Raw genomic sequence first — 21,898 nt, forward strand, 5'->3', positions numbered from 1 at the left:
CGTTCGATCGGCCCGCACCGTAACCAGCGGTCGCGTCCTGCCGTCCGTGCCCCAAAAAGATTCCGGCTTGACAAATGCGTTGCAATTTTTGTTTATACGCATTAGCAGCTAATACGCATTAGCAAACTACGACGTCTCGGGGGAGGATCCGTTGACCGGTGCAAAGCGAGTGACACAGCGCGACATCGCGCGTCTGGCCAGCGTGAGCCAGGCGACCGTTTCGCTCGTGCTCAACGACGCCTCCAGCGCCGAGGGTCGCATCCCCAAGGAAACGCGCGAGCGCGTCCTGATGGCCATTCGCGAGACCGGCTATGTCGCCGATCCCATCGCCCGCCGCATGGCCAAGGGCCTCAATCGCATCCTCGGCGTCTTCACCTACGAACCCGCCTTTCCGTCCGAGCAGGCCGACTTTTTCGGTCCATTCCTCTTCGGCATCGAAGAGGCGGCTCAGCAGATGGGATACGACCTGCTGCTGCTGACCGGCTCGGCCAAGGGTGGTCCGCGCAAGATCTTTGCCGAGAACAACCGTCTGCGGCTCGCCGACGGCTGCGTCGTCCTCGGCCGCCAGTTCGATCAGGATGAACTGGCCCGGCTGGTTGCAGGCGACTATCCCTTTGTCGCCGTCGGCCGTCGTGACGATGCCGGCGGTCCCGTACCCTATGTCGGCGGCGACTACGCGACGGCAACGGCCGCCCTCGTGCAGCGCGCCCGCGCCCTCGGCCACACACGCATTGCCTATGTCGGCCCCGAAAAGGGCGCCGAATCCACCGTTGACCGTTGGGTCGGCTTCCGCAGCGCCATCGATGGCATGGATTTCGTCGCCCACATTCCCGCCGCCGCCCAGCCCGCGGCAGCAACGCTCGATACCCTCATCGCCAGCAAGGCCAGCGTCGTCTTCTTCATCGAACTGGCCGACGCCATCCAGGTCGAGCAGCTGGCGCTGCAGCGCGGCATTTCCATTCCGGGCGATCTGTCGATCGTCGTGCTCGGCAATCATATCCGGGCCGAACAGACCGATACCCGTTTCACCTCCTTCTCCATCCCCCGCGAAGCCATGGGGCACGGCGCTGCCCGCATGCTGGTGCGCCGCGTGGAGACCCAGGAACCCACCCAGCAAGTGCTGCTCCCCTGTGAACCCGTCGAGGGCGAAACCCTCGGCGCCATGACCCATCGGACCAAATGACTCCTAAAGAACTCAGCGCAGATATTTTGATTGTTGGCGGCGGCCTCGGCGGCGTCGCGGCGGCTCTGGGCGCGCTGCGCAATGGCCGCTCGGTCATCATGACCGAGGAATTCGACTGGATCGGCGGTCAGCTGACCAGCCAGGCCGTGCCGCCCGACGAGCATTCCTGGGTCGAGCAGTTCGGCATCACCCGCTCCTACCGCAAGCTGCGCAATGGCATCCGCCAGTATTATCGCGACAACTATCCGCTGACCGAGGCCAGCCGCGCCTGGGGCGATCTCAATCCCGGCGCCGGCTGGGTCAGCCGCCTCTGCGCGGAGCCACGCGCCGGTGTTGCCGTGCTCGAAGCCATGCTGGCGCCCTATCGCGGCGGCGGCAAGCTGACGGTCCTGCAGCCCTATCGTCCCGTCGCTGCCGACGTGCAGGGCGATATCGTCCGCTCAATCACCGTTAGGCACCGCGATACCGGCGCCGAAATCACCTGCTCGGCCCCCTATGTGATCGACGCCACCGAACTCGGCGACCTGCTGCCGATGACCGGAACCGAATATGTCACCGGCTTCGAGAGCCGCCACGACACCGGTGAGCCCAGCGCCCCCGAAGTGGCGCAGCCCGATAACGTCCAGGCCGTCTCGGTCTGCTTTGCCATCGATCACGTCGACGGCGACCAGACCATCGACAAGCCGGAAAACTACGACTTCTGGAAGAAGTACCAGCCCAGCTTCTGGGGCGGCCCGCTCCTCGGTTTCAAGGCGCCCCATCCGCGCACGCTCGAAATCGTCGAACGCTCGTTCACGCCCAATCCCGATGATGATCCGCTGCTGGTCGACGCCGACCAGCGCCGCAATCCGGGCGACGGCAACCTTTGGACCTTCCGCCGCATCGCGGCCCGCCGCAACTTCGTGCCCGGCGCCTACAATTCAGACATCTGCCTCGTGAACTGGCCGATGATCGACTACATGGAAGGTTCCATTATCGACGTTTCCGAAGAGGAAAAGGCCCGCCACCTCAAGGCGGCCGCCGACCTCTCCTACTCGGTGTTCTATTGGCTGCAGACTGAGGCCCCGCGCCTTGATGGCGGTCAGGGCTTCAAGGGCCTGCGCCTGCGCGGCGATATCACCGGCACCGATCATGGCCTGGCCATGGCGCCCTATATCCGCGAGAGTCGCCGCATCAAGGCGGTCACCACCATTGTCGAGCAGGACGTCTCGATGGCCATTCATGGCAATGCCCTGTCGCGCCAGTATCGCGACAGCATCGGCATCGGCATGTACCGCATCGATCTGCACCCCTCGACCGGCGGTGACAACTATGTCGACGTGGACTCCTCGCCCTTCGAAATCCCGCTCGGCGCCCTGCTGCCCCAGCGCGTCCGCAACCTGCTCCCCGCAGGCAAGAATATCGGCACCACGCACATCACCAACGGCTGCTACCGCCTGCATCCGGTGGAGTGGAATGTCGGCGAAGTCGCCGGCCTGCTTGCCGCACACTGCCTCGAAACCGGGCTCACGCCGCATGGCGTCCAGCAGAACGATGCCCAGCTCGAGGCCTTCCAGATCCGGCTCTATGGCGAGGGGATCGAGATCCGCTGGCCGGACGTGCGCGGCTACTAGACTTTCAACAGGAGGAACCTAACCAATGACCAAGATCACCCATCTCAAATCAGCAGCGGCGGCCGCCGGCATCCTGCTGCCGCTCGCCTGGAGCGGCGTTGCCTGGGCCCAGGATGCCGTCAACATGCGCATGACCACCTGGAGCGCCAACGAAGCGCACCTGGCGCTGTTCAACGAGATCGCCGAAGGCTTCAAGGCCACCCATCCCAATGTCACGGTGACCTTCGAGCCGCTGCCATTCGACAGCTACACCACCACCCTGACCACCCAGATCGCCGGCGGCAACCCGCCCGACCTGGCCTGGATCTTTGAAACCAGCGCTGCCGACTTCGTGAATTCGGGCGTCCTCGCCCCGCTGACCGATGCCTTCACCGCCACCGAAGGCTACGATCTGGCCGACGTTACGGAATCGGCAACGGCCCTCTGGAAGCGCGACGGGCAGCTCTATGCCTATCCCTTCTCGACCTCGCCCTTCGCCGTTTTCGCCAATACCGATCTGATCACCGCAGCGGGCGCCAAGACCCCGGCCGAGATGATCGCTGCCGGCGAATGGAACTGGGAAAATGCCCTGGCGACCGCCAAGGCCGTTTCCGACACCGGCAAAGCCGAAGGCCTCATCGTCCGCGACTTCAACTTCCAGAACTGGCAGAACCTGACCGCCGTCTGGCGCGGCTGGGGTGCCAATGCCTGGTCTGCCGATGGCAAGACCTGCACCTTCACCGAACCCGCCATGGTCGATGCGATGACCCGCATCCACCAGGCGATCTTCAAGGATGGTTCCCTGCCAGGGCCGGGCGAGAACGTGGACTTCTTCACGGGTAGTGCCGCCTTCACCATCACCCAGATCTCGCGCGCTTCGCTGCTGCCCAAGGAAAACCCCTTTGGCTGGGATCTGGTGCCGCTGCCTGAGGGTCCGGCCGGCAAGTATTCGGTCGTTGGTCAGGCCGGCGTCGGCGCATTCGCCAAGGGCGCCAATGCTGAGCTCGCTGTCGAATTCCTGAGCTACTTCACCAATCCGGAAAACAGCAAGAAGCTGGCCCAGTTCTTCCCGCCGGCACGCGCCAGCCTGCTGAACAGCGCAACCCTGGCCACCACCAACCCGCTGCTGACTCCCGAGCAGATCGAAAACGTCGTTGTTGCCGGCATTTCCACCGGCCAGGTGGTTTCGGGTCACACCAACTTCGCCCAGATCCAGCAGACCGTTCGCGCCAGCCTCGACAGCCTGTGGGTTGCTGATGCCGACGTTCCGGCCGTGCTGCAGTCCGTCTGCGACAGCATCAATCCGCTGCTCGCCCGCTAAGCCAAGTGGAACCGGACAGTGGTCCGGTTCCTGTCTTCCCTCCCCCTTGTGGGGAGGGAAGCGAGATAGGGCTTAGCCCTTCGCTAAGTCCGTGATCGAGCAGGGTGGGGGTATCTCTCCGCAAGCAGGATGCGCGTGACCCACCCCCACCCTTGATCCCTCCCCACAAGGGGGAGGGAGACGCAGGACCCGACAATGAGTGAGACTGCCCCAAGAAAACGTCCGTTCTGGACCATCGAACGCCGCGACGCTGCCGCTGGCTATGTCTTCATCGCGCCCCAGCTGATCGGCATCATCACCTTCGTGCTGATCCCGCTCGGGCTCGTCTTCTGGTATTCGCTGCACGAGTGGAACGTGCTGGCCAACACCTTCAATTTCGTCGGCAGCGCCAATTACCAGATGCTGCTCAACGACAAGTCGCTGCCCCAGGTGCTGCTGTCGTCGGCCATCTTCTCGGCCGGGCTCGTCGTGCTCAACATGTCGCTGGCCCTGCTGCTCGCCGTGCTGCTCGACCAGAAACTCCGCGGCATCGTGGTGTTCCGCACCCTGTTCTTTTCGCCGGTTGTCGTCTCGCTGGTGGCCTGGACCATCGTCTGGAGCTTCCTGCTGCAGAACAATGGCGGCATCAACGGCATGCTGCAGCTGATCGGCATCGAAGGCCCCAACTGGCTACGCCACCCCACCACGGCAATGATCTCGGTCGTGGTCGTGCAGGTGTTCAAAAATGTCGGGCTCAACATGATCCTGTTCCTCGCCGCCCTGCAGGGCGTGCCCAAGGAGCTCTATGAGGCCGCCCGCGTCGATGGCGCCGGAGCGTTCAAGCAGTTCCGCCGCATTACCCTGCCCATGATCTCGCCGACCATCCTGCTGACCTCGATCATCACCATTGTCGGCTCGCTCCAGGTCTTCGCCCAGATCGCCGTTCTGACCCAGGGCGGGCCGGGCATGAGCACCACCGTGCTGGTCTACTACCTCTACCAGCAGGCCTTCCAGTTCCATTTCTTCGGCTACGGCTCGACCCTGTCGATCCTGCTGTTTGTCATCGTCGCAGTGCTCACCTTCGTTCAGTGGCAGCTGCGCAAGCGGATCGTCTTCTATGAAAACTGATCTCTCACCCCGCATGAAGGTCGGCCTTTATGGCCTGCTGTGCGTGCTGCTCATCCCCTTCGTCTTTCCGACCTGGTGGATGATCACCTCCTCGGTCAAGCCGATCAGCGACATCTTCGCCTTCCCGCCGGACCTGTGGCCGCGCCGCTTCGATTTCACCACCTACCAGAAGGTGTTCGAGCTGCAGCCCTTCGCCCAGCAATACTGGAACTCGGCCTATATCGCCGCGCTCGTCACCATCGGCACCATGATCATCTCGTCCATGGCCGGTTATGCCTTCGCGCGCATCAAGTTCCCGTTCGCCAACACCATCTTCATGATCGTGCTGCTGGGGCTGCTGATCCCGTCCGAAGTTACCATCGTGCCGCTGTTCCAGATCTTCCTCAAATGGGGGATGATCAATACGCACTGGCCGCTGATCCTGGTGCCGATCTTTGGCGCGCCCTCGGTGTTCGCCACCTTCGTCATGCGCCAGTTCTTCATCGCGCTGCCCGGCGAGCTCGAAGAGGCCGCGCGCGTCGATGGCCTGGGCCGGTTCAAGATCTTCTGGCTCATCGCCCTGCCGCTGGCCAAGCCGGCGTTGGGTGCGGTGGCGATCTTCACCTTCCTGCACAGCTGGAACCTCTATCTCGAACCCATCGTCTTCCTCTCCTCGACCAACATGTTCACGCTTCCCCAGGCGCTGACCCAGTTCACCGACGCCTATGGCGGCGCCATGTGGAACATCCAGCTCGCCGCCGCGACCATGACCGCGATCCCGGTGCTGCTGGTGTTCATCGTCGCGCAGAAGCAGTTCGTCGAGGGCCTCGCCCATACTGGCCTCAAGGGCTGACAAGGATATCCATATGGCTCCCGTAACCCTGAAATCCGTCAAGAAGTCCTATGGCGACGTCGCCATCATCCACGGCATCAATGTCGATATCGCCGATGGCGAATTCGTCGTGCTCGTCGGCCCTTCCGGCTGCGGCAAGTCCACCCTGCTGCGCATGATTGCCGGGCTCGAAACCATCAGCGACGGCGAAATCTCGATCGGCGCGCGCGTGGTCAATGACCTCGAGCCCAAGGATCGCGACATCGCCATGGTGTTCCAGAACTATGCGCTCTACCCGCACATGACGGTGGCGCAGAATATGGGCTTTTCGCTTGAGCATCGCGGCGCCAGCAAGGCCGAGATTGCCGAGCGCGTCAGTTGGGCCGCCGACATTCTGGGCCTCAAGACCTACCTCGACCGTTTCCCGCGCCAGCTGTCGGGCGGCCAGCGCCAGCGTGTCGCCATGGGCCGCGCCATCGTGCGCAATCCGCAGGTTTTCCTGTTCGACGAGCCGCTCAGCAATCTCGACGCCAAGCTGCGCGTGGTGATGCGCGGCGAGATCAAGAGCCTGCATCAGCGCCTGGGCGTGACGACCGTCTACGTCACCCACGATCAGGTGGAAGCCATGACCATGGCCGACAAAATCGTGGTGATGAATGCCGGCCGCGTCGAGCAGATCGGCGCGCCGCTCGATCTTTATGACCGTCCGGCCAATCAGTTCGTCGCCGGGTTCATCGGCTCGCCCTCGATGAACTTCGTCACCGGCACCATCACGGCCGATGGCTTCGCCGCCGCTTCCGGCACCATCCTGCCGCTGCCCGCCGGTACCGCGCATCATGGCGCCAAGGCAGTCTATGGCATTCGCCCCGAACACCTGACGATTGATCCCTCCGGCATCGCCGCTACGGTCGCGCTGGTCGAGCCGATGGGCTCGGAAACCCAGGTCACCATGACCATTGGCACCGACACGATTATCGGCGTGTTCCGCGAGCGCGTGCAGGCCCGCCCCGGCGAGACCATCACCGTGCGCCCCGACCTCGCCCAGTTGCATCTGTTCGACGCCGCCAGCGGCGCGCGCCTGAACTAAGGACCCTTTCATGACCAAGACCTATCCCGAAACGCCGCTGCATCGCGCCATTACCGGCGGCGAGTTTCCCGTCATCGTTTCGCTCGCCCGGCACGATATCGATCTGGCCAAGGCGGCGCTCGATGCCGGTGCCACCGCGCTCAAGACCCACCTCAATGCCTATCACCGCGCCACCGGCACCACTTTCGGCACCTTTGCCGAGGAACGGCCTTTCTACGAGGCGCTGAGCAAGCTTGGTGCACCGCTGCTGCTGATGGCCGGACAGGAAACCGTGCCCTCCGCCGAGGAAATGGATGTCCTGGCCGATCTTGGGTTTGAGGGCTTCAACGTCTATTTCGCCCATCTGCAGCCGCACCTGCTGCAGTCGCGCCTGCGGCCCATGCCGGCCCTGTCGTCCGATAGCACCGACGAAGACCTCCGGCGCATCGTCGCTCTGCCCGGCGCCATGCTGGAAGCCTCGATCATCGACTTCTCCGGCTACGGCCAGCCCATGACCGACGCCGACCTCACCCGCTATGGCGAGATCGTCAAGGCGGCCGGCATTCCAGTGATCGCCCCCAGCCAGCGCAAGTTCACGCCCGCCGACATGCCACGCCTGCGCGCCGCCGGCATCGCCGCGCCCCTGCTGGGTGCCATCGTCACCGGCGACACCACGGCATCCATGCAGGCCGCCGTGGCCCCCATCGTCGCGGCTATCGCGGCCGACCGCTAGGGTCTTTGCGGCGGCACGGCCTGGTCCTGCCGCCGCCCCCCGCGCCAGTGCGCTGCCAGCAAGGCCAGCGCCACCCCGCTCAAAATCCCGGCCGAGGCGATCAGCAGCCGGGCCGATAGCGGCTCGCCGATCAGCAGCACGCCACCGGCCGCGGCAATGGCAGGCACGGTCAGCTGGATGAAGGCGGCGCTGGTCCGCTTGAGGCTGGGCAGCACGCTGTACCAGATGGCGTAGCCCAGTCCCGAGGCGATGGCTCCCGAGGCGATGGCATAGAACACGCCGAGACCACTCATCTGCCCCATGTCGGCGCTGGCGATCAGCACGATGCCAAAGGGCAGGCAGCGGATGAAATTGCCCGCCGTATCGGCCAGTGGCGAGCGCGACCCTTGCCCCAGGATCGAATAGGCGGCCCAGCTCAGCCCGGCCGCCACCATCAGCAGGGTGCCGAGCAGCGACGGCGCCACGAGGCCCGGGCTGACCAGGTAGACCAGCGCCGCGAAAGCAATGGCAAAGCCCAGCCATTCCAGCGGTCCCGGCCGATCTCCCTTGATAATCGCCCAGGCCAGCATGCCGATCTGCACGCTGGCAAACAGCACCAGCGCCCCGGTCCCCGCGCCAACCATCAGATACGCGATGGAAAATGCCAGGGCATAGCCGAGCAGTGCCGCCGCCGCCCGCCAGCTGCCATTGATCTCAAAGTGGGCCTCGCTTTGGCGTCGCGCACGCAGATAGAGGATGGCGCCGAGCATCAGGGCACCGGCGACCATCCGCACGCCGGTATAGCCGGGGGCGCTCATCTCGCTCCCGCCCAGGGCCAGGCGCGCCAGGACCGAATTGGCGGCGAAGGCGAGCATGGCAATTGCAGCGGAAATGGCGACCCTCAACGCGTCCCCCTCTGGCGAGAAGGCGAGCATAGCCCGCTTGCCGGGGCGCCGCCATTGCCGCCGCTGGCTTAGCCCTGCGTTGCCCCGCGTGCCGGCAATTCCCGGTACAGATAGAGCGTGGTGAAAATCACCGTCAGCAGCGCCAGCAGGGCGCTCAGTACACCGGTGCCCTCATAAAATGCCGTCGTCGCGGCCTGCGACCAGAGCTGCATTTTCGTCGCCACGATCTCGGCGTCGCTGCCTTCGAGGAAGGTGATGTTGTCCAGCCCGGCCGCCTTGGCGACATGGTCGAGGAGGCCGTCGAGAAAGCCGAACCAGAACACCACCAGCGCGGCATAGGCGCCATAGAGCCAGAGCAGCGCGGCCTTGCCGGTCCGTTGGTACAGCGCCCAAAGCGCGACGGCCACCGTGATCCCGATGGCCGTGGGCAGGATCAGTTCGGTGCCGAGCCGGAAGATGTGGTGGATGCCGGTGGCGGCCAGGGTCGCGACCAGCGCCGCGAGCGAGGCGAAGGCCGGTTGTAGCTTGATCATGATCGAACCTCTTGCTGACGGAATTGCTGTCCGTTAGCGAACAGGTGTTCTGAAAAATTGGGGCCGTCCAGCCAGCCCTGTTCGGTTCGGAACGGATGGCAGCACAGTGTTCGCAAACACTTTGGGAGGCACCATGGATCGCCGCGTCCGCAAGACCCGCGAAGCGCTCTACTCGGCCTTCGTCGCCCTCGTCGCCGAACGGAGTTATGACAGTCTCTCGGTGTCCGACATCATCGGAGCCGCCGATGTTGGGCGCACCACCTTCTATGCGCATTTCCGCGCCAAGGAGGATTTGCTGGCCTTTGGCTTCGCCCGCCTGCGCGAACAGCTCGATAGCGTTCCGCGCACCGGCCGCGAGCCGCGCCAAGCCTTCCTGGCGGCCCTGCTGGCACACGTCAAATCCCATGCCGGGCTGTTTTCGGCACTGGTCGGCGGCGGCGCCGGCGGCCTGGCCGAACGGCATTTCCGCAGCATTGTCGAAGACCTCATCGCCGCCGACATCGGCCCCGGCGACCAGCACGCCATCATGGTCGCCATGCTCAGCGGCGCTCTTCTGGCCGCCATCCGCCGCTGGCTCGATACCGGCACCCGCGGTTCGGGCATCGAGATCATCGCGGCCTTCGAGCTCCTCCTCGCCGCGGCCCGCCAACCGCAGGCCCGGTAGAAACCCTCACCCGAGGCGACGCCTCCAAACCCAGCGAGTGACGCCCCATGCCGCCTCATAACTTGCTCTTGCGAATGATTTGCAATTGCACTACTTGTTGTGCGTGCCCGCCTGGAGTTTGGAATGCGTCTTCTCCGTCTTGCCCTCACGCTGCTCGCGACTGCCGTGGTCGCTTTCCCTGCCGCCGCGCAGGATCGCCTCAAAGCCGTCACCACCTTCACCATCATTGCCGACATGGCCCGCAACGTTGCCGGTGATGCGGCCGACGTGGTGTCGATCACCAAGCCCGGCGCCGAGATCCACAATTACCAGCCCACGCCCGGCGATCTGATCGCCGCCCAGGATGCCGATCTGATCCTGTGGAACGGGCTCAATCTCGAACAGTGGTTCCAGCAGTTCCTCGCCAATCTGGGCAATGTGCCCTCGGTCGTCGTGACCACCGGTATCGAGCCGCTGGGCATCGGGGAGGGGCCCTATCAGGGCAAGCCCAATCCACATGCCTGGATGTCGCCCACCGATGCACTGGTCTATGTTGAGAATATCCGCGCCGCCTTCGTGGCTGCCGACCCGGCCAATGCCGCTGTCTACGACGCCAATGCCGCCGCCTATGCGGCCGAGGTCACCGCCACCGTCGCCCCCATTCGCGCGGCCATCGAGGCCATCCCCGAAGAGCACCGCTGGCTGGCCACCTCCGAAGGCGCGTTCACTTATCTCGCGCGCGATTTCGGTCTGAAAGAACTCTATCTCTGGCCGATCAATGCCGATCAGCAGGGCACGCCCCAGCAGGTGCGCCGCGTCATCGATGCGGTCCGCGCCCACGGCGTCCCGGCGATCTTCTCGGAATCCACCATTTCGCCCAAGCCGGCACAGCAGGTCGCGCGCGAAACGGGCATCGCCTATGGCGGAGTACTCTATGTGGATTCCCTGTCCGATGCTGCGGGGCCGGTCCCCACCTATCTCAACCTGCTCAAAGTCACCACAACCACCATCGTCGAGGGGCTGACCCAATGAACGATTCAGCCGCAGCGGGGCTCGTCGTCAGCGACATCACCGTCGCCTACCGCAATGGCACGACGGCCATAAAGCATGCCAGCTTCTCCATTCCGCGCGGCTCGATCACCGCGCTGGTAGGCGTCAACGGCTCAGGCAAGTCGACGCTGTTCAAGGCCATCATGGGCTTTGTGCCGCTGGCCGGTGGCTCGGTGGATATTCTGGGTGTGCCGGGCCGGCAGGCGCTCAAGCGCAACCTCGTTGCCTATGTGCCCCAGTCCGAGGATGTCGACTGGAACTTCCCGGTGCTGGTGGAAGACGTGGTCATGATGGGCCGCTATGGCCACATGAACATCCTGCGCCGCCCTCGTCCGATAGACCACCAGATGGTCACGGCGGCGCTCGAACGCGTCAACATGCTGGAATTCCGCCATCGCCAGATCGGCGAGCTCTCGGGCGGCCAGAAGAAGCGCGTTTTTCTCGCCCGAGCTCTGGCGCAGGAAGGCCAGGTCATCCTGCTCGACGAGCCGTTTACCGGTGTCGACGTCAAGACCGAGGATGCCATTGTCGCCCTGCTGCGCTCGCTGCGCGATGAGGGCAAGGTCATGCTGGTCTCGACCCACAATCTGGGCTCGGTGCCCGAATTCTGCGACCGCACCGTGCTGGTCAAGGGCACGGTGCTGGCCTCCGGCCCCACCAGCGAAGTCTTCACCCGCGAATGGCTCGAAGTCACCTTCGGCGGCGCGCTGCGCCACTTCGTGCTGGCCGGTGCTCATCTGCACGACGACGACGATCCGCGCCACATCTCGGTGCTGACCGACGATGAGCGCCCGCTCGTGATGTATGGCGAGGCCGGCAAGATGGCCACCAAACAGTCGGACCCGGTCGAAAAATGATCGAAACCCTGCTGCTGCCCTTCAACTACCACTACATGATCAACGCCATCTGGGTGTCGGCCCTGGTGGGCGGCGTCTGCGCCTTCCTCTCGGCCTATCTGATGCTCAAGGGCTGGTCGCTGATCGGCGATGCGCTCAGCCATTCCATCGTGCCGGGCGTCGCCGGGGCCTATATGCTGGGCCTGCCGTTTTCCATCGGCGCCTTCTTTTCCGGCGGGCTGGCGGCCGGGGCCATGCTGTTCCTCACTCAGCGCACCAAACTGCGCGAGGACGCGGTGATCGGGCTGATCTTCACCGCGTTTTTCGGGCTCGGCCTGTTCATGATTTCGCTGTCCCCCACCTCGGTCAACATCCAGACCATCGTCATGGGCAATATCCTGGCCGTCACCCCCGAGGATACGCTGCAACTGGTCATCATCGCGGTGGTGACGCTGGTGGTCATGGCCTTCATCTGGAAGGACCTGATGGTCACCTTTTTCGATGAGAGCCATGCCCGTTCCATCGGCCTCAATCCGCCGCTGCTGCGCGTGGTGTTTTTCACCCTGCTCGCCGCCTGCACGGTGGCCGCCATGCAGACTGTGGGGGCCTTTCTCGTCATCGCCATGGTCGTCACCCCCGGCGCCACCGCTTATCTGCTGACTGACCGCTTCCCCCGGCTGATCCTGATTGCGGTCACCATCGGCACGCTGTCCTCGCTGTTCGGCGCCTATATTTCCTTCTTCCTCGATGGGGCCACCGGTGGCGTCATCGTCGTGCTGCAAACTGCAGTATTTCTTCTGGCTTTCTTCCTTGCGCCCAAGCATGGCCTGCTGGCCGCCAAGCGCCGCGCCCGGGCGGAGATCGCATCATGAACGATTTCCTGATCTACGCTCTCTGGCCGTTCCACTTCCCCTTCATGACCTCGGCCATGGCCATCGCCATCATGGTCGCCATCCCCACCGCGCTCCTGTCGTGCTTTCTGGTGCTCAAGGGCTGGTCGCTGATGGGTGATGCCATCTCCCATGCCGTGCTGCCCGGCGTGGTGCTGGCCTATATCGTCGGCCTGCCTCTCGGCGTCGGCGCATTCGCTGCCGGCATGGGCTGCGCGCTTTCGGTCGGCTATCTCAAGGAAAATTCCCGCATCAAGGAAGACACCGTGATGGGCGTGGTCTTTGCCGGGCTGTTTGGCCTTGGCATCGTGCTATACACCTCGATCCAGACCGACGTGCATCTCGACCACATCCTGTTCGGCGACATTCTGGGCGTCGGGATGGATGACCTGATCCAGACCGGCCTGATCGCACTGGTGGTCACCGTCATCGTGATCGCCAAGTGGCGCGACCTGCTGCTGTTCATCTTCGATCCGCAACAGGCTGGCGCCATCGGCCTGCCGGTCCGCGTGCTGCATTATGGCCTGCTGACCCTGCTCTCGCTGACCATCGTTGCGGCCCTCACCGCCGTCGGCATCGTGCTGGTGATTGCGCTGCTGGTCGCGCCGGGGGCCATCGCCTATCTCATTTCCAAGCGTTTCGCCCCGATGATGCTGATCGCCTGCGCCGTCTCGGTCAGTTGCTCGCTGGTCGGCATCTATGCCAGCTTCTTCATCGATAGCGCTCCCGCCCCCACCATCGTGCTGCTGATGAGCGCGACCTTCCTCGTGACCTTTGTCGTGACAACGCGAAAACCCGCTCTCGGGCAGAACGCCTGAACCCAGCTTATCCCCGCGCGAAAACCTGGCCCTAGACTCTCCGTCAAAGGAGATCCCCATGGACCAGACCGCCCGCCTCTCACTGCCCTTCATCATGCCCGGCCAGGCGCAGAAGCACGTGACCCACAACGAAGCCATCCAGGCGCTCGATGCACTGGTGCAGGCCTCGGTGGAACGCCGCGACCTGTCTGCCCCGCCATCAACCCCGCTGGCCGGCGAGAGCTACCTTGTCCCAGCCGGGGCCGCCGGCAGCTGGGCCGGACACGCCAACGAGCTGGCTGTGTATCAGTCGGGCGCCTGGCTGTTCTACGATCCGGCGCCCGGCTGGCAGGTCTACGTCAAGGCCGAGCGCACCCAGATGGTCTTCGACGCTGGCGCGTGGCTGCCGCTGGCCTCGTTGGGGGCGGGGCTTACCCAGCTGGGCGTCAATGCCAGCGCCGATGCCACCAACCGGCTCGCCGTTGCCGCTCCGGCGAGCCTGTTCACCCATGCCGGCAATGGCCACCAGCTCAAGCTCAACAAATCGGCGCCCGCTGACACGGCCAGCCTGCTCTACCAGACCAATTGGTCTGGCCGCGCCGAAATGGGCCTGGCCGGGGACGATCACTGGCGCCTCAAGGTCAGCGCCGATGGCAGCACCTGGCTCAATGCGCTGACTGTCGATGCCGCCACCGGCGCCATGAGCCTTGGTGGCGCCTTGCGCCCCGCCACCGACAATGCCCTGACGCTGGGCGGTCCGGGCGCGCGCTGGTCGGCAGTGTGGTCGGCCACCGGCACGATCCAGACGTCCGATATCAGGCAGAAAGCCGATATCGCGCCCTCCGACCTCGGCCTCGATTTCATCCTGGCGCTCAACCCGGTGCGCTACCGCTGGGCGGCAGGCCAGGCGGGCACCCATTATGGCCTCATCGCCCAGCAGGTGGAGGACGTTCTGAGCGGCCGCGACTTTGCTGGCCACGTCCTGGCCGATCCGGCCGACCCTGATAGCGAGCAGGGCCTGCGCTACGATGCCTTCATCGCCCCGCTGGTCGCGGCGGTGCAGCAACTGGCCCATCGCCTTGCCGCGCTCGAGGCTAGATCTTGAGCCCGCGGATCAGCGCCTTGATGGCCTTGCGATAATCCGCCAACTCGTCCGGTGCCGCCAGTGCGGCCCGGTCGAACAGCGCGTTGAGCAGATGCGCCAGCGGCAGGACCGGCAGTTCGCGGATCGCCTTGGCCTCCATCGCGGCCGCGACGCCCTCGATCAGCGTGCGCAGTCCATGCTGTGCATCGATGGCATCGAGCGCGTCGCGGCCCAGCACGGCCGGGGCATCCACCAGCAGGATTTGCCGCCGCCCCGGATCCTGCATCGCATCGAGAAACGCGTCGCCCCCGGCGATCAACGCCTTTACCGGTCCCGGCTCGTCATCACCCGCTGCCGCCGCATTGATCGACATGGCGAGCAGCATGTGCTCGCCCTCCACTACGGTGGCGAACAGCGCCGTCTTGTCGGCAAAGTGGTGATAGAGCGCCCCGCGCGTCACCCCGGCCGCAGCCACGATTTCGGGCGTACCGGTTGCCGCAAAGCCCTTTTCGGCAAACAGGCGCCGCGCCGCAGCCACAAGGGCCCGCTGCGTGTCGGCCCGGCGCTCGGCCTGCGATCGGCGACTTGTCTCTTGCATACATTCAGCCTGTATGTTTATAACTATATGCAAGCAGCATGTATCTCTGCGCTGCGCCTGGCAAGGAGAATGATCATGATGAAGATGATGGCCCTCTACCCGCTGCTGCTGGTGACCGATGTGGAAGGCACTGCGCAGTTCTACGAGCAGCACCTCGGCTTCACCCGGGTATTTTCCAGCGACTGGTATGTGCATCTGCGTTCGCCCGCCGAGCAAGTCTACGAGCTCGCGGTGATCGCCTATGATCACGACACCATTCCCGAGGCCGGCCGCAAGCCCACGTCGGGCCTGCTGCTCAGCTTCGAGGTGCAGGATGCGGCCGTGGAATATGCCCGCATGGTGGCTGCCGGCGTCACGGTGGCGCAGCCGTTGCGCGACGAGGTATTTGGCCAGCGCCATTTCATCGCCGCCGACCCCAACGGCATCCTGCTCGACATCATCACGCCGATTGAGCCCGACCCGGAATGGCTCAAGGCGCAGGGCCAGTAGGGCGCGCTGGCCCTGCCAATAAAAGCGGGTGCCATCTGGCGCCCGCCTTGCCTCCCGGATAGGCTGACGTACGTACATCTGGGAGGAGTGCGCATGAGCGGCAAACGCCTCGGTATCGGCATTATCGGTACCGGCAATATTTCGTCGGCCTATTTGCGGGCCATTATCGGCCACGACACCATGGCCGGCTTTCCCGTGCTCGATATCAAGGCCGTCGCCGATATGCGGCCCGAGGCGTCGCAGGCGCGGGCCGCCGAATTCGGCCTTCAGGCCATGAGCATTGATGAGCTGCTGGCCAGTCCCGATATCCAGCTGGTGATCAACCTCACTATCCCGCGCGCCCATATTGACGTCGGGCTCAAGGTGCTGGCCTCGGGCAAGCACGTCTATTCCGAAAAACCCCTGGGCGTGACCTATGCCGAGGGCCGTAAGCTGCTCGATGCCGCCAACCGGGCCGGCCTGCGCATCGGTTCGGCGCCGGACACTTTCCTGGGTGGCGCCCACCAGCAGGCGCGCGCCGTGGTCGATAGTGGCGCGCTCGGCCAGATCATTGGCGGCACCGCCTTCTTCCAGTGCCCCGGCCACGAGAGCTGGCACCCCGATCCGGCTTTCTACTACGATATCGGCGGCGGCCCGGTGCTCGATATGGGCCCGTACTACATCACCGACCTCGTTAACCTGCTCGGCCCCGTCGCCCGCGTCTCGGCCATGAGTTCGCGCCTGCGCAGCCAGCGCCCCGTGACCTCCGAGCCCAAAAAGGGCGAGATCATGGATGTGAAGGTCGATACCCATGTCACCGCGTCACTCGGCTTTGCCAATGGCGCCATCGTGCAGGTCGGCCTCAGCTTCGACGTGCCCGCGCACAAGCATGTGCCGCTCGAACTCTATGGCACCGAAGCCAGCCTCATCGTCCCCGACCCCAATTTCTTCGGCGGCGATGTGGAATTGCGCAAGCGCGGCCGTGACGAGAGCTGGACCAGTGTCCCGGTGACCCAGCCCTATGCCGACGGCAATTATCGCTCGCTCGGTGTCGCCGATATGGCCATGGGCATTCTGGAAAACCGCCCGCACCGCGCCAATGGCGATCTGGCCTTGCACGTGCTCGAGGTCATGGAGGCCTTCGCTACCGCCTCCGCCGAAGGCCGCACCATCGAGATCAAGACCCCGGTTGCCCGGCCCGAACCCCTGGCGACCTCGCTGCGCAGCGGACGGCTCTAGCCGCCTATCCGTGGTTCGGGGGCGCCTCGAACCACGGGTCTATTCGCGCAGGGTGAGCGCTGCCGCATCCTCGGGATTGAAGAACAGCACGACCTCCACATCGTCGGCCTCGCTGTGGGTGCCGTCGATGAAGTCGCGCTGCCGCAGCGTCACGGTTTCAAACACCGGGTCGGCCGAAACGAAGAGATAGTCGAAGCAGTCGAGCGTTTCGTTGTTCCACACGTCAGCAATGTCCTGCTTGAGCTGGCCAAGCTCCCGCCCGCCGATCACGCTGCCATCGCTGCGCCGCGTCGCGCGGATGCTGGGCACCCAGTCAAAGCCGGTCTCGCAGATGAAGCGGTTGTCGTGGAACACGCCCTGATCGGTAAAGGCGATATCAATCTCGGCATTCCAAGCATTGCCTATCTCAAACGTGGCGCCGTACTTGGTGACGTCGAGATAGATGTCGGTCCAGGCGCAGCTGTGATCCTCGTAGCGGTAGCACCAGCGCTCGCTCCCGCGCATCAGCTTGGCCACGTCGCCGATTTTGATCAGCTTGCCCGGCTTGTAGCGCGTCGCGATGGCGTCGATGTCGCTGTCATAGGCTTGGGCGGCCGGCACCGTGGCCAGCAGCAGCACCGCAATTGTCAGCAGCGTTTTCATCGGTGGACCCCTTCCGTCGTTTCTCGCGGATCATAGCAGCTGCCAGATCGCACGAAAGCGACAATGGCCAGCGGGGTTGACAAGACCCATCAATGTAACAATAAAAGTTACATGAAAAGATCAAGCCGTCTCTCGCTCGCCCTCCATGCGCTGGTGCACCTGCACAAGCAGCCCGACGCCGCCATGACCTCGACGACCCTGGCCCAGTGCCTCATGACCAATCCGGTCGTGGTGCGCCGAGTGCTCGGCCAGCTGCGCGAAGCCGGGATCGTCGCCTCCACCAAGGGGCATGATGGGGGCTGGCGTCTGCTACATCCGGCCGCCGACGTCACCCTGCGCCAGATTTACGCCGCGATGGGCGAGAGCCTGCTGATCCGCACCGAGAGCGATCCCGGCGACATCACCTGCGGCATTGTCCGCACCGTGAATACGGTGATGGGTGACTTCATCGCCGATGCCGAGGACCTGCTCGCCGCCCGCCTCGAACGCGTCACCCTCGACGATATCGCCCGGCAGGCGAACCCCCATCCCCTTCATCCCCAGGGAGAACCCAATCATGGATGATGTTCTGATTATCGGCGGCAGCTTTGCAGGCCTGGCCGGCGCCCTGCAGCTCGGCCGCGCCCGCCGCCAGGTGACGGTGCTGGATACCGGCCTGCAGCGCAATCGCTTCGCCCACCATTCGCACGGCCTGCTCGGCCACGACCACAAGCCGCCTGCCGAGATCCTCGCCGCGGCCCGTCAGCAGCTCCAACGCTATCCCACCATCAAGCTGGTCAATGCCCGCGCCACCGCCATCAATGGCGCCCTCGATGATTTTGCGGTCACCAGCGACGACGGCGTCGTCCGCAGGGCCCGCCGCCTGGTACTGGCTTATGGCGTGGCCGACCAGATGCCCGCCATTCCCGGCTTTGCCGAATGCTGGGGCACCTCCATCGTGCCCTGTCCCTATTGCGATGGCTTTGAGGTTGCCGGCCAGCATTGGGGCCTGCTCTGGTCTGGCCCCCATGTCCAGCACGCCGTTTCGCTGTTCCTCGATTGGACCGACCGGCTCACCGTCTTCAGCGATGGCCACGCGCTCTCTCCGGAAATCCGGGCCGATTTCGCGCGCCGCAGCGTTGCCGTGGTCGATGGCCGGCTCGCCGAGATCGCCCATCGCGACGGCCATATCGCTGCGGTCCGGCTCGATAACGGCGAGGCCGTCGCGGTCGACGTGCTGTTTGCCCATCCGCGTAATCGCCCCTCTGCAAACCTCCATGAAGCCCTGGGCCTCGCGGTCACCGAAACCCCGGTCGGGCACATTCTCAAGGTCGATGAGCGCCACCAGACCAGCATGCCCGGCATCTATGCTGCCGGCGACCTCGCCAATGGCATGGCCAGCGTCACCCTGGCTTCATCCCACGGCGCCATGGCGGCCATTTTCGCCCAGCAATCCATGCTGACCTAGCGGCCAGGTAACACCAGCGGCTATTGCCTTCACCTTAGAATCGTTCTAATCAATTGTTAGAACCATTCTAATGTGTGAATCGCCATGTTCTCGCTCCGCCCCGACGATCGCCGTGCCTTCACCAGCCTCTCCGAGCGCGAAATCCTCTCGCTGGCCGTTGCCGCCGAGGAGGAGGATGGCGCGATCTATGCCCAGTTCGCCACTCGGCTGTCCGAGACCTATCCCGGCTCGGCGGCCTTGTTCGAGGGCATGGCGGCGGAGGAGGACGAGCACCGGCGCCGTCTGCTCGATCTCTATGTCGAGCGCTTCGGGCCGCGTCTGGTGCCGATCCGGCGCGAGCATGTGCGCGGTTTCCTTCAGCGCAAGCCGATCTGGCTGATGAAGAACCTCACGCTCGAAGCGGTGCGCCAGCAGGTCTGGGAGATGGAGGAGGGGGCCTACCGTTTCTACATGGAAGCGGCCAAGCAGGTCACCGATGCGGGCATCCGCAAGCTGCTCGGCGATCTGGCCGCGCAGGAGCGCAAGCACGCCGACAATGCCGACAAGATCGACGCCGAAGTGCTGGGCGCCGAGGGCCGCGAGACGGAAAAGAGCGAAAGCCACCGCCAGTTCCTGCTGACCTATGTCCAGCCGGGCCTCGCTGGTCTCATGGATGGTTCCGTGTCGACGCTGGCCCCGGTCTTTGCCGCCGCTTTTGCCACGGGCGATACCCACCAGACCTTTCTCGTCGGCCTAGCCGCAGCCATTGGCGCGGGTATTTCCATGGGCTTTACCGAGGCGGCGTCTGACGATGGCAAGCTCACCGGACGCGGTTCGCCCCTCAAGCGTGGCTTTTCCGCCGGCATCATGACGGCCGTTGGTGGGCTCGGTCACGCCTTGCCCTATCTCATCGCCGATTTCCGCACCGCAACCATGGTTGCGATTTTCATTGTTCTGGTGGAACTATGGGCCATCGCCTTCATCCAGAACCGCTATATGCAGACGCCCTTCTGGCGCGCTGTCATGCAGGTGGTCCTCGGCGGTTCGCTGGTCTTTGCGGCGGGGATTTTGATCGGCAACGCATGACGGGGTGAGAGCAGATGACGCAGAAGGTTTTTCAGGCGTCAGACGGCATAACCCTTGCCTATCGCGATCTCGGCCCTGCCGATGGCCCCACCGTGGTCCTCTGTCACGGCCTCGGCGCCCAGGGCCTGCAATTTGGCGAGGACGCGGAGTATTTTGCGTCCCAGAACTACCGCGTGCTCGTGCCGGATGTGCGCGGCCATGGCCAATCGGGCTTCCCGCCAGACTATGACCCCGCCGCGTTTTCGGTGCCGGTTCTCGCCGCCGATATGCTGGCCATGCTCGATCATGCCGGCGCCGGGCAGGTGCACTGGGTGGGCAATTCCCTCGGCGGCATCGTGGCGCTCGAAATGGTGGGCACGACGCCGGAGCGCTTCACTACGCTCACCATTTTCGGTACGGCCTTCGCGCTCGATCTGCCTGCAGTCAGCGGGCCCGCGCTGGTGGTGCTCTATCGCATGTTCGGCCCCGATCTGGTGTCCCGCATCAGCGCCGTCGGCACCACCCGCGAGCGCAGCGCGCGGCCCCTGGTCGCGCAAATGCTGGCCGAGTTCGATCCGGAAGTGGGCAAGGCCATCGCTTCCCATGTCCGCCGCTACGACCTGACCGCGAATGCGCTAGCCTATCCCGGCCCGATGCTGATCATCGTCGGCGGGCGCGACAATGCCGTCAATCTGGTGCTGCGTCCTGCCCTGGAACGGATCGGCCCACGCCCCAACTGGACCGTGGTCGAGCTGCCGGAAGGCAGCCACGTTGCCAATCTCGACGCCACCGCCCCCTGGCGGCAGGCCCTGCTCGATTTCTGGGCGGCCAATCCAACCGGCGCTGCGGCCTAGCTGGCCTTGTTGCGGGCGCGCGAGGCTTCCGCTTCGGCCCTCTTGGCGGCTTTGCGCTCGGCAGCCAGGCGTGCAGCCTCGTCGCCCAGATGTGCCAGGCCCCGCTGCTTGGCCAGTTCCATCTGGCGCTGCCGTTCGGTTGCGGCGGCATGCTTGCCGGTGTCGTCGACGCAATGGGGGCAGCTGATGCCTTCGGCATAATCGGCATGGGCACGATCCCCGGCCGTCAGCGGATGGCGGCAGGCGCGGCACAGCGTGGCGTCACCCTCGACCAGCCCATGGCCAACCGACACGCGCTCGTCGAACACGAAGCACTCCCCGGCAAAGCGGCTGTCTTCCTCCGGCACCACTTCGAGATATTTCAGAATGCCGCCCTTGAGGTGGAACACTTCCTCAAAACCCTGGCTCAACATATAGGCCGACGCCTTCTCGCAGCGGATGCCGCCTGTGCAGAACATGGCGACCTTCTTGTCCCGGCTGGGATCGAGATGGGTGGCCACATAATCCTTGAACTCGGTGAAGTTCTTGGTCGCCGGGTCCAGAGCCCGGCTGAACGTGCCCAGCCCCACTTCATAGTCGTTTCGCGTGTCGAGCAGCACCACGTCATTGCGCTCGATCAGCGCGTTCCAGTCGGCCGGCTCCACATAGGTGCCCACCTGCTTGGATGGGTTGGCCTCGGGCGCGCGCAGCGTCACGATTTCGGGCTTGAGCCGCACCTTCATGCGCAGAAATGGCATCTCGGTCGCGGTGGAATATTTCACTTCCGCTCCCGCGAGCCGCCCGCCAAACAGCGGCGCGGAGAACAGCAGCTCCGCCAGGGCGTCGATCGCTTCCGCCGTGCCTGCCACGGTGCCATTGATGCCTTCGGGCGCCAGGATCAGCGTGCCCTTGATATCCCGTGCGCAGCAGAAGCCGGCCAATTCGGGCTGGATCGCTTCGGCGTCGAGCAGGTCGGCGAATTTATAGATCGCCATCACCTTGTATGGTTGATTGGCATGGGGCAGATTGCTGTTCATGTCGAGTTCTGGCCGGTTCATCGGCCCGCTCATATCATTGCCCGCGCGCGCGGCCAAATC

General features: G+C 64.6%; 24 protein-coding genes. 19 read left to right on the top strand and 5 right to left on the bottom strand.

Annotated elements, in window-relative coordinates:
- Positions 1–151: 151 nt before the first annotated feature.
- The 7 genes from ACZ5WT_RS07115 to ACZ5WT_RS07145 all read left to right on the top strand — a co-directional run bounded on the left by ACZ5WT_RS07115 (position 152) and on the right by ACZ5WT_RS07145 (position 7,813).
- Positions 152–1,183 (top strand): LacI family DNA-binding transcriptional regulator, encoded by a 1,032-nt coding sequence (locus ACZ5WT_RS07115; protein WP_464286675.1) that lies wholly within the window; start codon positions 152–154, stop codon positions 1,181–1,183.
- Complete coding sequence (locus tag ACZ5WT_RS07120; RefSeq protein WP_464286676.1) at positions 1,180–2,796, top strand: FAD-dependent oxidoreductase; 1,617 nt, start codon at positions 1,180–1,182, stop codon at positions 2,794–2,796. Before ACZ5WT_RS07115 ends, ACZ5WT_RS07120 begins: the two co-directional genes overlap by 4 nt.
- Before the next feature lie 25 nt (positions 2,797–2,821).
- A complete protein-coding gene (locus tag ACZ5WT_RS07125; RefSeq protein WP_464286677.1) occupies positions 2,822–4,096 on the top strand; it encodes an ABC transporter substrate-binding protein in 1,275 nt (424 codons plus the stop codon).
- Between the two features lie 195 nt (positions 4,097–4,291).
- Positions 4,292–5,203 carry a carbohydrate ABC transporter permease gene (locus ACZ5WT_RS07130; protein WP_464286678.1) on the top strand — a complete coding sequence of 304 codons (912 nt, stop codon included), beginning with the start codon at positions 4,292–4,294 and terminating at the stop codon, positions 5,201–5,203.
- Complete coding sequence (locus ACZ5WT_RS07135) at positions 5,193–6,035, top strand: carbohydrate ABC transporter permease (RefSeq protein WP_464286679.1); 843 nt, start codon at positions 5,193–5,195, stop codon at positions 6,033–6,035. The genes ACZ5WT_RS07130 and ACZ5WT_RS07135 overlap by 11 nt, the downstream gene beginning before the upstream one ends.
- Before the next feature lie 13 nt (positions 6,036–6,048).
- A complete protein-coding gene (locus ACZ5WT_RS07140) occupies positions 6,049–7,101 on the top strand; it encodes an ABC transporter ATP-binding protein (RefSeq protein WP_464286680.1) in 1,053 nt (350 codons plus the stop codon).
- A 10-nt stretch (positions 7,102–7,111) separates the two neighbouring features.
- Positions 7,112–7,813 carry a hypothetical protein gene (locus tag ACZ5WT_RS07145; RefSeq protein ID WP_464286681.1) on the top strand — a complete coding sequence of 234 codons (702 nt, stop codon included), beginning with the start codon at positions 7,112–7,114 and terminating at the stop codon, positions 7,811–7,813.
- On the opposite strand, the gene ACZ5WT_RS07150 is transcribed toward ACZ5WT_RS07145, so the two are convergent.
- Positions 7,810–8,697: a DMT family transporter gene (locus tag ACZ5WT_RS07150; protein WP_464286682.1), complete on the bottom strand. Its 888-nt coding sequence runs from the start codon at positions 8,695–8,697 to the stop codon at positions 7,810–7,812. The two genes, ACZ5WT_RS07145 and ACZ5WT_RS07150, sit on opposite strands and share 4 nt — an antisense overlap.
- A gap of 68 nt (positions 8,698–8,765) precedes the next feature.
- Positions 8,766–9,230, bottom strand: coding sequence for a hypothetical protein (locus tag ACZ5WT_RS07155; protein ID WP_464286683.1), 465 nt, complete (start codon positions 9,228–9,230; stop codon positions 8,766–8,768).
- 133 nt (positions 9,231–9,363) lie between these two features.
- On the opposite strand from ACZ5WT_RS07155, the gene ACZ5WT_RS07160 reads away from it, so the two are divergent.
- The 6 genes from ACZ5WT_RS07160 (at position 9,364) to ACZ5WT_RS07185 (ending at position 14,551) form a co-directional block, all read left to right on the top strand.
- A complete protein-coding gene (locus ACZ5WT_RS07160; protein WP_464286684.1) occupies positions 9,364–9,894 on the top strand; it encodes a TetR/AcrR family transcriptional regulator in 531 nt (176 codons plus the stop codon).
- 123 nt (positions 9,895–10,017) lie between these two features.
- The gene (locus ACZ5WT_RS07165; RefSeq protein ID WP_464286685.1) at positions 10,018–10,905 is read left to right on the top strand and encodes a metal ABC transporter substrate-binding protein; all 888 of its coding nucleotides are present in this window, start codon (positions 10,018–10,020) and stop codon (positions 10,903–10,905) included.
- On the top strand, positions 10,902–11,780 hold the full coding sequence (locus ACZ5WT_RS07170; protein WP_464286686.1) for a manganese/iron ABC transporter ATP-binding protein: 879 nt from the start codon (positions 10,902–10,904) through the stop codon (positions 11,778–11,780). The genes ACZ5WT_RS07165 and ACZ5WT_RS07170 overlap by 4 nt, the downstream gene beginning before the upstream one ends.
- On the top strand, positions 11,777–12,631 hold the full coding sequence (locus ACZ5WT_RS07175; RefSeq protein ID WP_464286687.1) for a metal ABC transporter permease: 855 nt from the start codon (positions 11,777–11,779) through the stop codon (positions 12,629–12,631). Before ACZ5WT_RS07170 ends, ACZ5WT_RS07175 begins: the two co-directional genes overlap by 4 nt.
- A complete protein-coding gene (locus tag ACZ5WT_RS07180; RefSeq protein ID WP_464286688.1) occupies positions 12,628–13,467 on the top strand; it encodes a metal ABC transporter permease in 840 nt (279 codons plus the stop codon). The genes ACZ5WT_RS07175 and ACZ5WT_RS07180 overlap by 4 nt, the downstream gene beginning before the upstream one ends.
- 58 nt (positions 13,468–13,525) lie before the next feature.
- Positions 13,526–14,551 (top strand): DUF2793 domain-containing protein, encoded by a 1,026-nt coding sequence (locus ACZ5WT_RS07185; protein ID WP_464286689.1) that lies wholly within the window; start codon positions 13,526–13,528, stop codon positions 14,549–14,551.
- On the opposite strand, the gene ACZ5WT_RS07190 is transcribed toward ACZ5WT_RS07185, so the two are convergent.
- Positions 14,541–15,128, bottom strand: coding sequence for a TetR/AcrR family transcriptional regulator (locus ACZ5WT_RS07190; protein ID WP_464286690.1), 588 nt, complete (start codon positions 15,126–15,128; stop codon positions 14,541–14,543). The genes ACZ5WT_RS07185 and ACZ5WT_RS07190 overlap by 11 nt on opposite strands.
- A gap of 75 nt (positions 15,129–15,203) precedes the next feature.
- On the opposite strand from ACZ5WT_RS07190, the gene ACZ5WT_RS07195 reads away from it, so the two are divergent.
- Both ACZ5WT_RS07195 and ACZ5WT_RS07200 read left to right on the top strand, forming a co-directional pair.
- Positions 15,204–15,617, top strand: a complete 414-nt coding sequence (locus ACZ5WT_RS07195; protein WP_464286691.1) for a VOC family protein — start codon at positions 15,204–15,206, stop codon at positions 15,615–15,617.
- Positions 15,618–15,710: 93 nt separating this feature from the next.
- Complete coding sequence (locus tag ACZ5WT_RS07200) at positions 15,711–16,835, top strand: Gfo/Idh/MocA family protein (protein ID WP_464286692.1); 1,125 nt, start codon at positions 15,711–15,713, stop codon at positions 16,833–16,835.
- Positions 16,836–16,874: 39 nt separating this feature from the next.
- Here ACZ5WT_RS07200 and ACZ5WT_RS07205 read toward each other — a convergent pair whose 3' ends face one another.
- Entirely contained in the window at positions 16,875–17,477 is a 603-nt protein-coding gene (locus ACZ5WT_RS07205) for a hypothetical protein (RefSeq protein ID WP_464286693.1), read from the bottom strand.
- A gap of 111 nt (positions 17,478–17,588) precedes the next feature.
- Between ACZ5WT_RS07205 and ACZ5WT_RS07210 the strand changes: the two genes are divergently transcribed.
- The 4 genes from ACZ5WT_RS07210 to ACZ5WT_RS07225 all read left to right on the top strand — a co-directional run bounded on the left by ACZ5WT_RS07210 (position 17,589) and on the right by ACZ5WT_RS07225 (position 20,822).
- Complete coding sequence (locus ACZ5WT_RS07210; RefSeq protein ID WP_464286694.1) at positions 17,589–18,041, top strand: RrF2 family transcriptional regulator; 453 nt, start codon at positions 17,589–17,591, stop codon at positions 18,039–18,041.
- Positions 18,034–18,924, top strand: a complete 891-nt coding sequence (locus tag ACZ5WT_RS07215) for an NAD(P)/FAD-dependent oxidoreductase (RefSeq protein ID WP_464286695.1) — start codon at positions 18,034–18,036, stop codon at positions 18,922–18,924. Before ACZ5WT_RS07210 ends, ACZ5WT_RS07215 begins: the two co-directional genes overlap by 8 nt.
- Before the next feature lie 84 nt (positions 18,925–19,008).
- A complete protein-coding gene (gene mbfA, locus ACZ5WT_RS07220) occupies positions 19,009–19,989 on the top strand; it encodes an iron exporter MbfA (protein WP_464286696.1) in 981 nt (326 codons plus the stop codon).
- 14 nt (positions 19,990–20,003) lie between these two features.
- A complete protein-coding gene (locus ACZ5WT_RS07225) occupies positions 20,004–20,822 on the top strand; it encodes an alpha/beta fold hydrolase (RefSeq protein ID WP_464286697.1) in 819 nt (272 codons plus the stop codon).
- Here the strand turns inward: ACZ5WT_RS07225 and trhO are convergent.
- Positions 20,819–21,859, bottom strand: coding sequence for an oxygen-dependent tRNA uridine(34) hydroxylase TrhO (trhO, locus tag ACZ5WT_RS07230; RefSeq protein WP_464286698.1), 1,041 nt, complete (start codon positions 21,857–21,859; stop codon positions 20,819–20,821). The two genes, ACZ5WT_RS07225 and trhO, sit on opposite strands and share 4 nt — an antisense overlap.
- Positions 21,860–21,898: the final 39 nt, after the last annotated feature.

Source organism: Devosia sp. T2-14 (assembly GCF_055397495.1).

What these genes read in the sequence shown, in the direction of transcription:
- ACZ5WT_RS07120 (WP_464286676.1), top strand. Translation starts at nt 1,180, where the DNA reads ATGACTCCTAAAGAACTCAGCGCAGATATTTTGATTGTTGGCGGCGGC.
- ACZ5WT_RS07125 (WP_464286677.1), top strand. Translation starts at nt 2,822, where the DNA reads ATGACCAAGATCACCCATCTCAAATCAGCAGCGGCGGCCGCCGGCATC.
- ACZ5WT_RS07130 (WP_464286678.1), top strand. Translation starts at nt 4,292, where the DNA reads ATGAGTGAGACTGCCCCAAGAAAACGTCCGTTCTGGACCATCGAACGC.
- ACZ5WT_RS07135 (WP_464286679.1), top strand. Translation starts at nt 5,193, where the DNA reads ATGAAAACTGATCTCTCACCCCGCATGAAGGTCGGCCTTTATGGCCTG.
- ACZ5WT_RS07140 (WP_464286680.1), top strand. Translation starts at nt 6,049, where the DNA reads ATGGCTCCCGTAACCCTGAAATCCGTCAAGAAGTCCTATGGCGACGTC.
- ACZ5WT_RS07145 (WP_464286681.1), top strand. Translation starts at nt 7,112, where the DNA reads ATGACCAAGACCTATCCCGAAACGCCGCTGCATCGCGCCATTACCGGC.
- ACZ5WT_RS07155 (WP_464286683.1), bottom strand. Translation starts at nt 9,230, where the DNA reads ATGATCAAGCTACAACCGGCCTTCGCCTCGCTCGCGGCGCTGGTCGCG.
- ACZ5WT_RS07160 (WP_464286684.1), top strand. Translation starts at nt 9,364, where the DNA reads ATGGATCGCCGCGTCCGCAAGACCCGCGAAGCGCTCTACTCGGCCTTC.
- ACZ5WT_RS07165 (WP_464286685.1), top strand. Translation starts at nt 10,018, where the DNA reads ATGCGTCTTCTCCGTCTTGCCCTCACGCTGCTCGCGACTGCCGTGGTC.
- ACZ5WT_RS07170 (WP_464286686.1), top strand. Translation starts at nt 10,902, where the DNA reads ATGAACGATTCAGCCGCAGCGGGGCTCGTCGTCAGCGACATCACCGTC.
- ACZ5WT_RS07175 (WP_464286687.1), top strand. Translation starts at nt 11,777, where the DNA reads ATGATCGAAACCCTGCTGCTGCCCTTCAACTACCACTACATGATCAAC.
- ACZ5WT_RS07180 (WP_464286688.1), top strand. Translation starts at nt 12,628, where the DNA reads ATGAACGATTTCCTGATCTACGCTCTCTGGCCGTTCCACTTCCCCTTC.
- ACZ5WT_RS07185 (WP_464286689.1), top strand. Translation starts at nt 13,526, where the DNA reads ATGGACCAGACCGCCCGCCTCTCACTGCCCTTCATCATGCCCGGCCAG.
- ACZ5WT_RS07190 (WP_464286690.1), bottom strand. Translation starts at nt 15,128, where the DNA reads ATGCAAGAGACAAGTCGCCGATCGCAGGCCGAGCGCCGGGCCGACACG.
- ACZ5WT_RS07195 (WP_464286691.1), top strand. Translation starts at nt 15,204, where the DNA reads ATGATGAAGATGATGGCCCTCTACCCGCTGCTGCTGGTGACCGATGTG.
- ACZ5WT_RS07200 (WP_464286692.1), top strand. Translation starts at nt 15,711, where the DNA reads ATGAGCGGCAAACGCCTCGGTATCGGCATTATCGGTACCGGCAATATT.
- ACZ5WT_RS07205 (WP_464286693.1), bottom strand. Translation starts at nt 17,477, where the DNA reads ATGAAAACGCTGCTGACAATTGCGGTGCTGCTGCTGGCCACGGTGCCG.
- ACZ5WT_RS07210 (WP_464286694.1), top strand. Translation starts at nt 17,589, where the DNA reads ATGAAAAGATCAAGCCGTCTCTCGCTCGCCCTCCATGCGCTGGTGCAC.
- ACZ5WT_RS07215 (WP_464286695.1), top strand. Translation starts at nt 18,034, where the DNA reads ATGGATGATGTTCTGATTATCGGCGGCAGCTTTGCAGGCCTGGCCGGC.
- mbfA (WP_464286696.1), top strand. Translation starts at nt 19,009, where the DNA reads ATGTTCTCGCTCCGCCCCGACGATCGCCGTGCCTTCACCAGCCTCTCC.
- ACZ5WT_RS07225 (WP_464286697.1), top strand. Translation starts at nt 20,004, where the DNA reads ATGACGCAGAAGGTTTTTCAGGCGTCAGACGGCATAACCCTTGCCTAT.
- trhO (WP_464286698.1), bottom strand. Translation starts at nt 21,859, where the DNA reads ATGAACCGGCCAGAACTCGACATGAACAGCAATCTGCCCCATGCCAAT.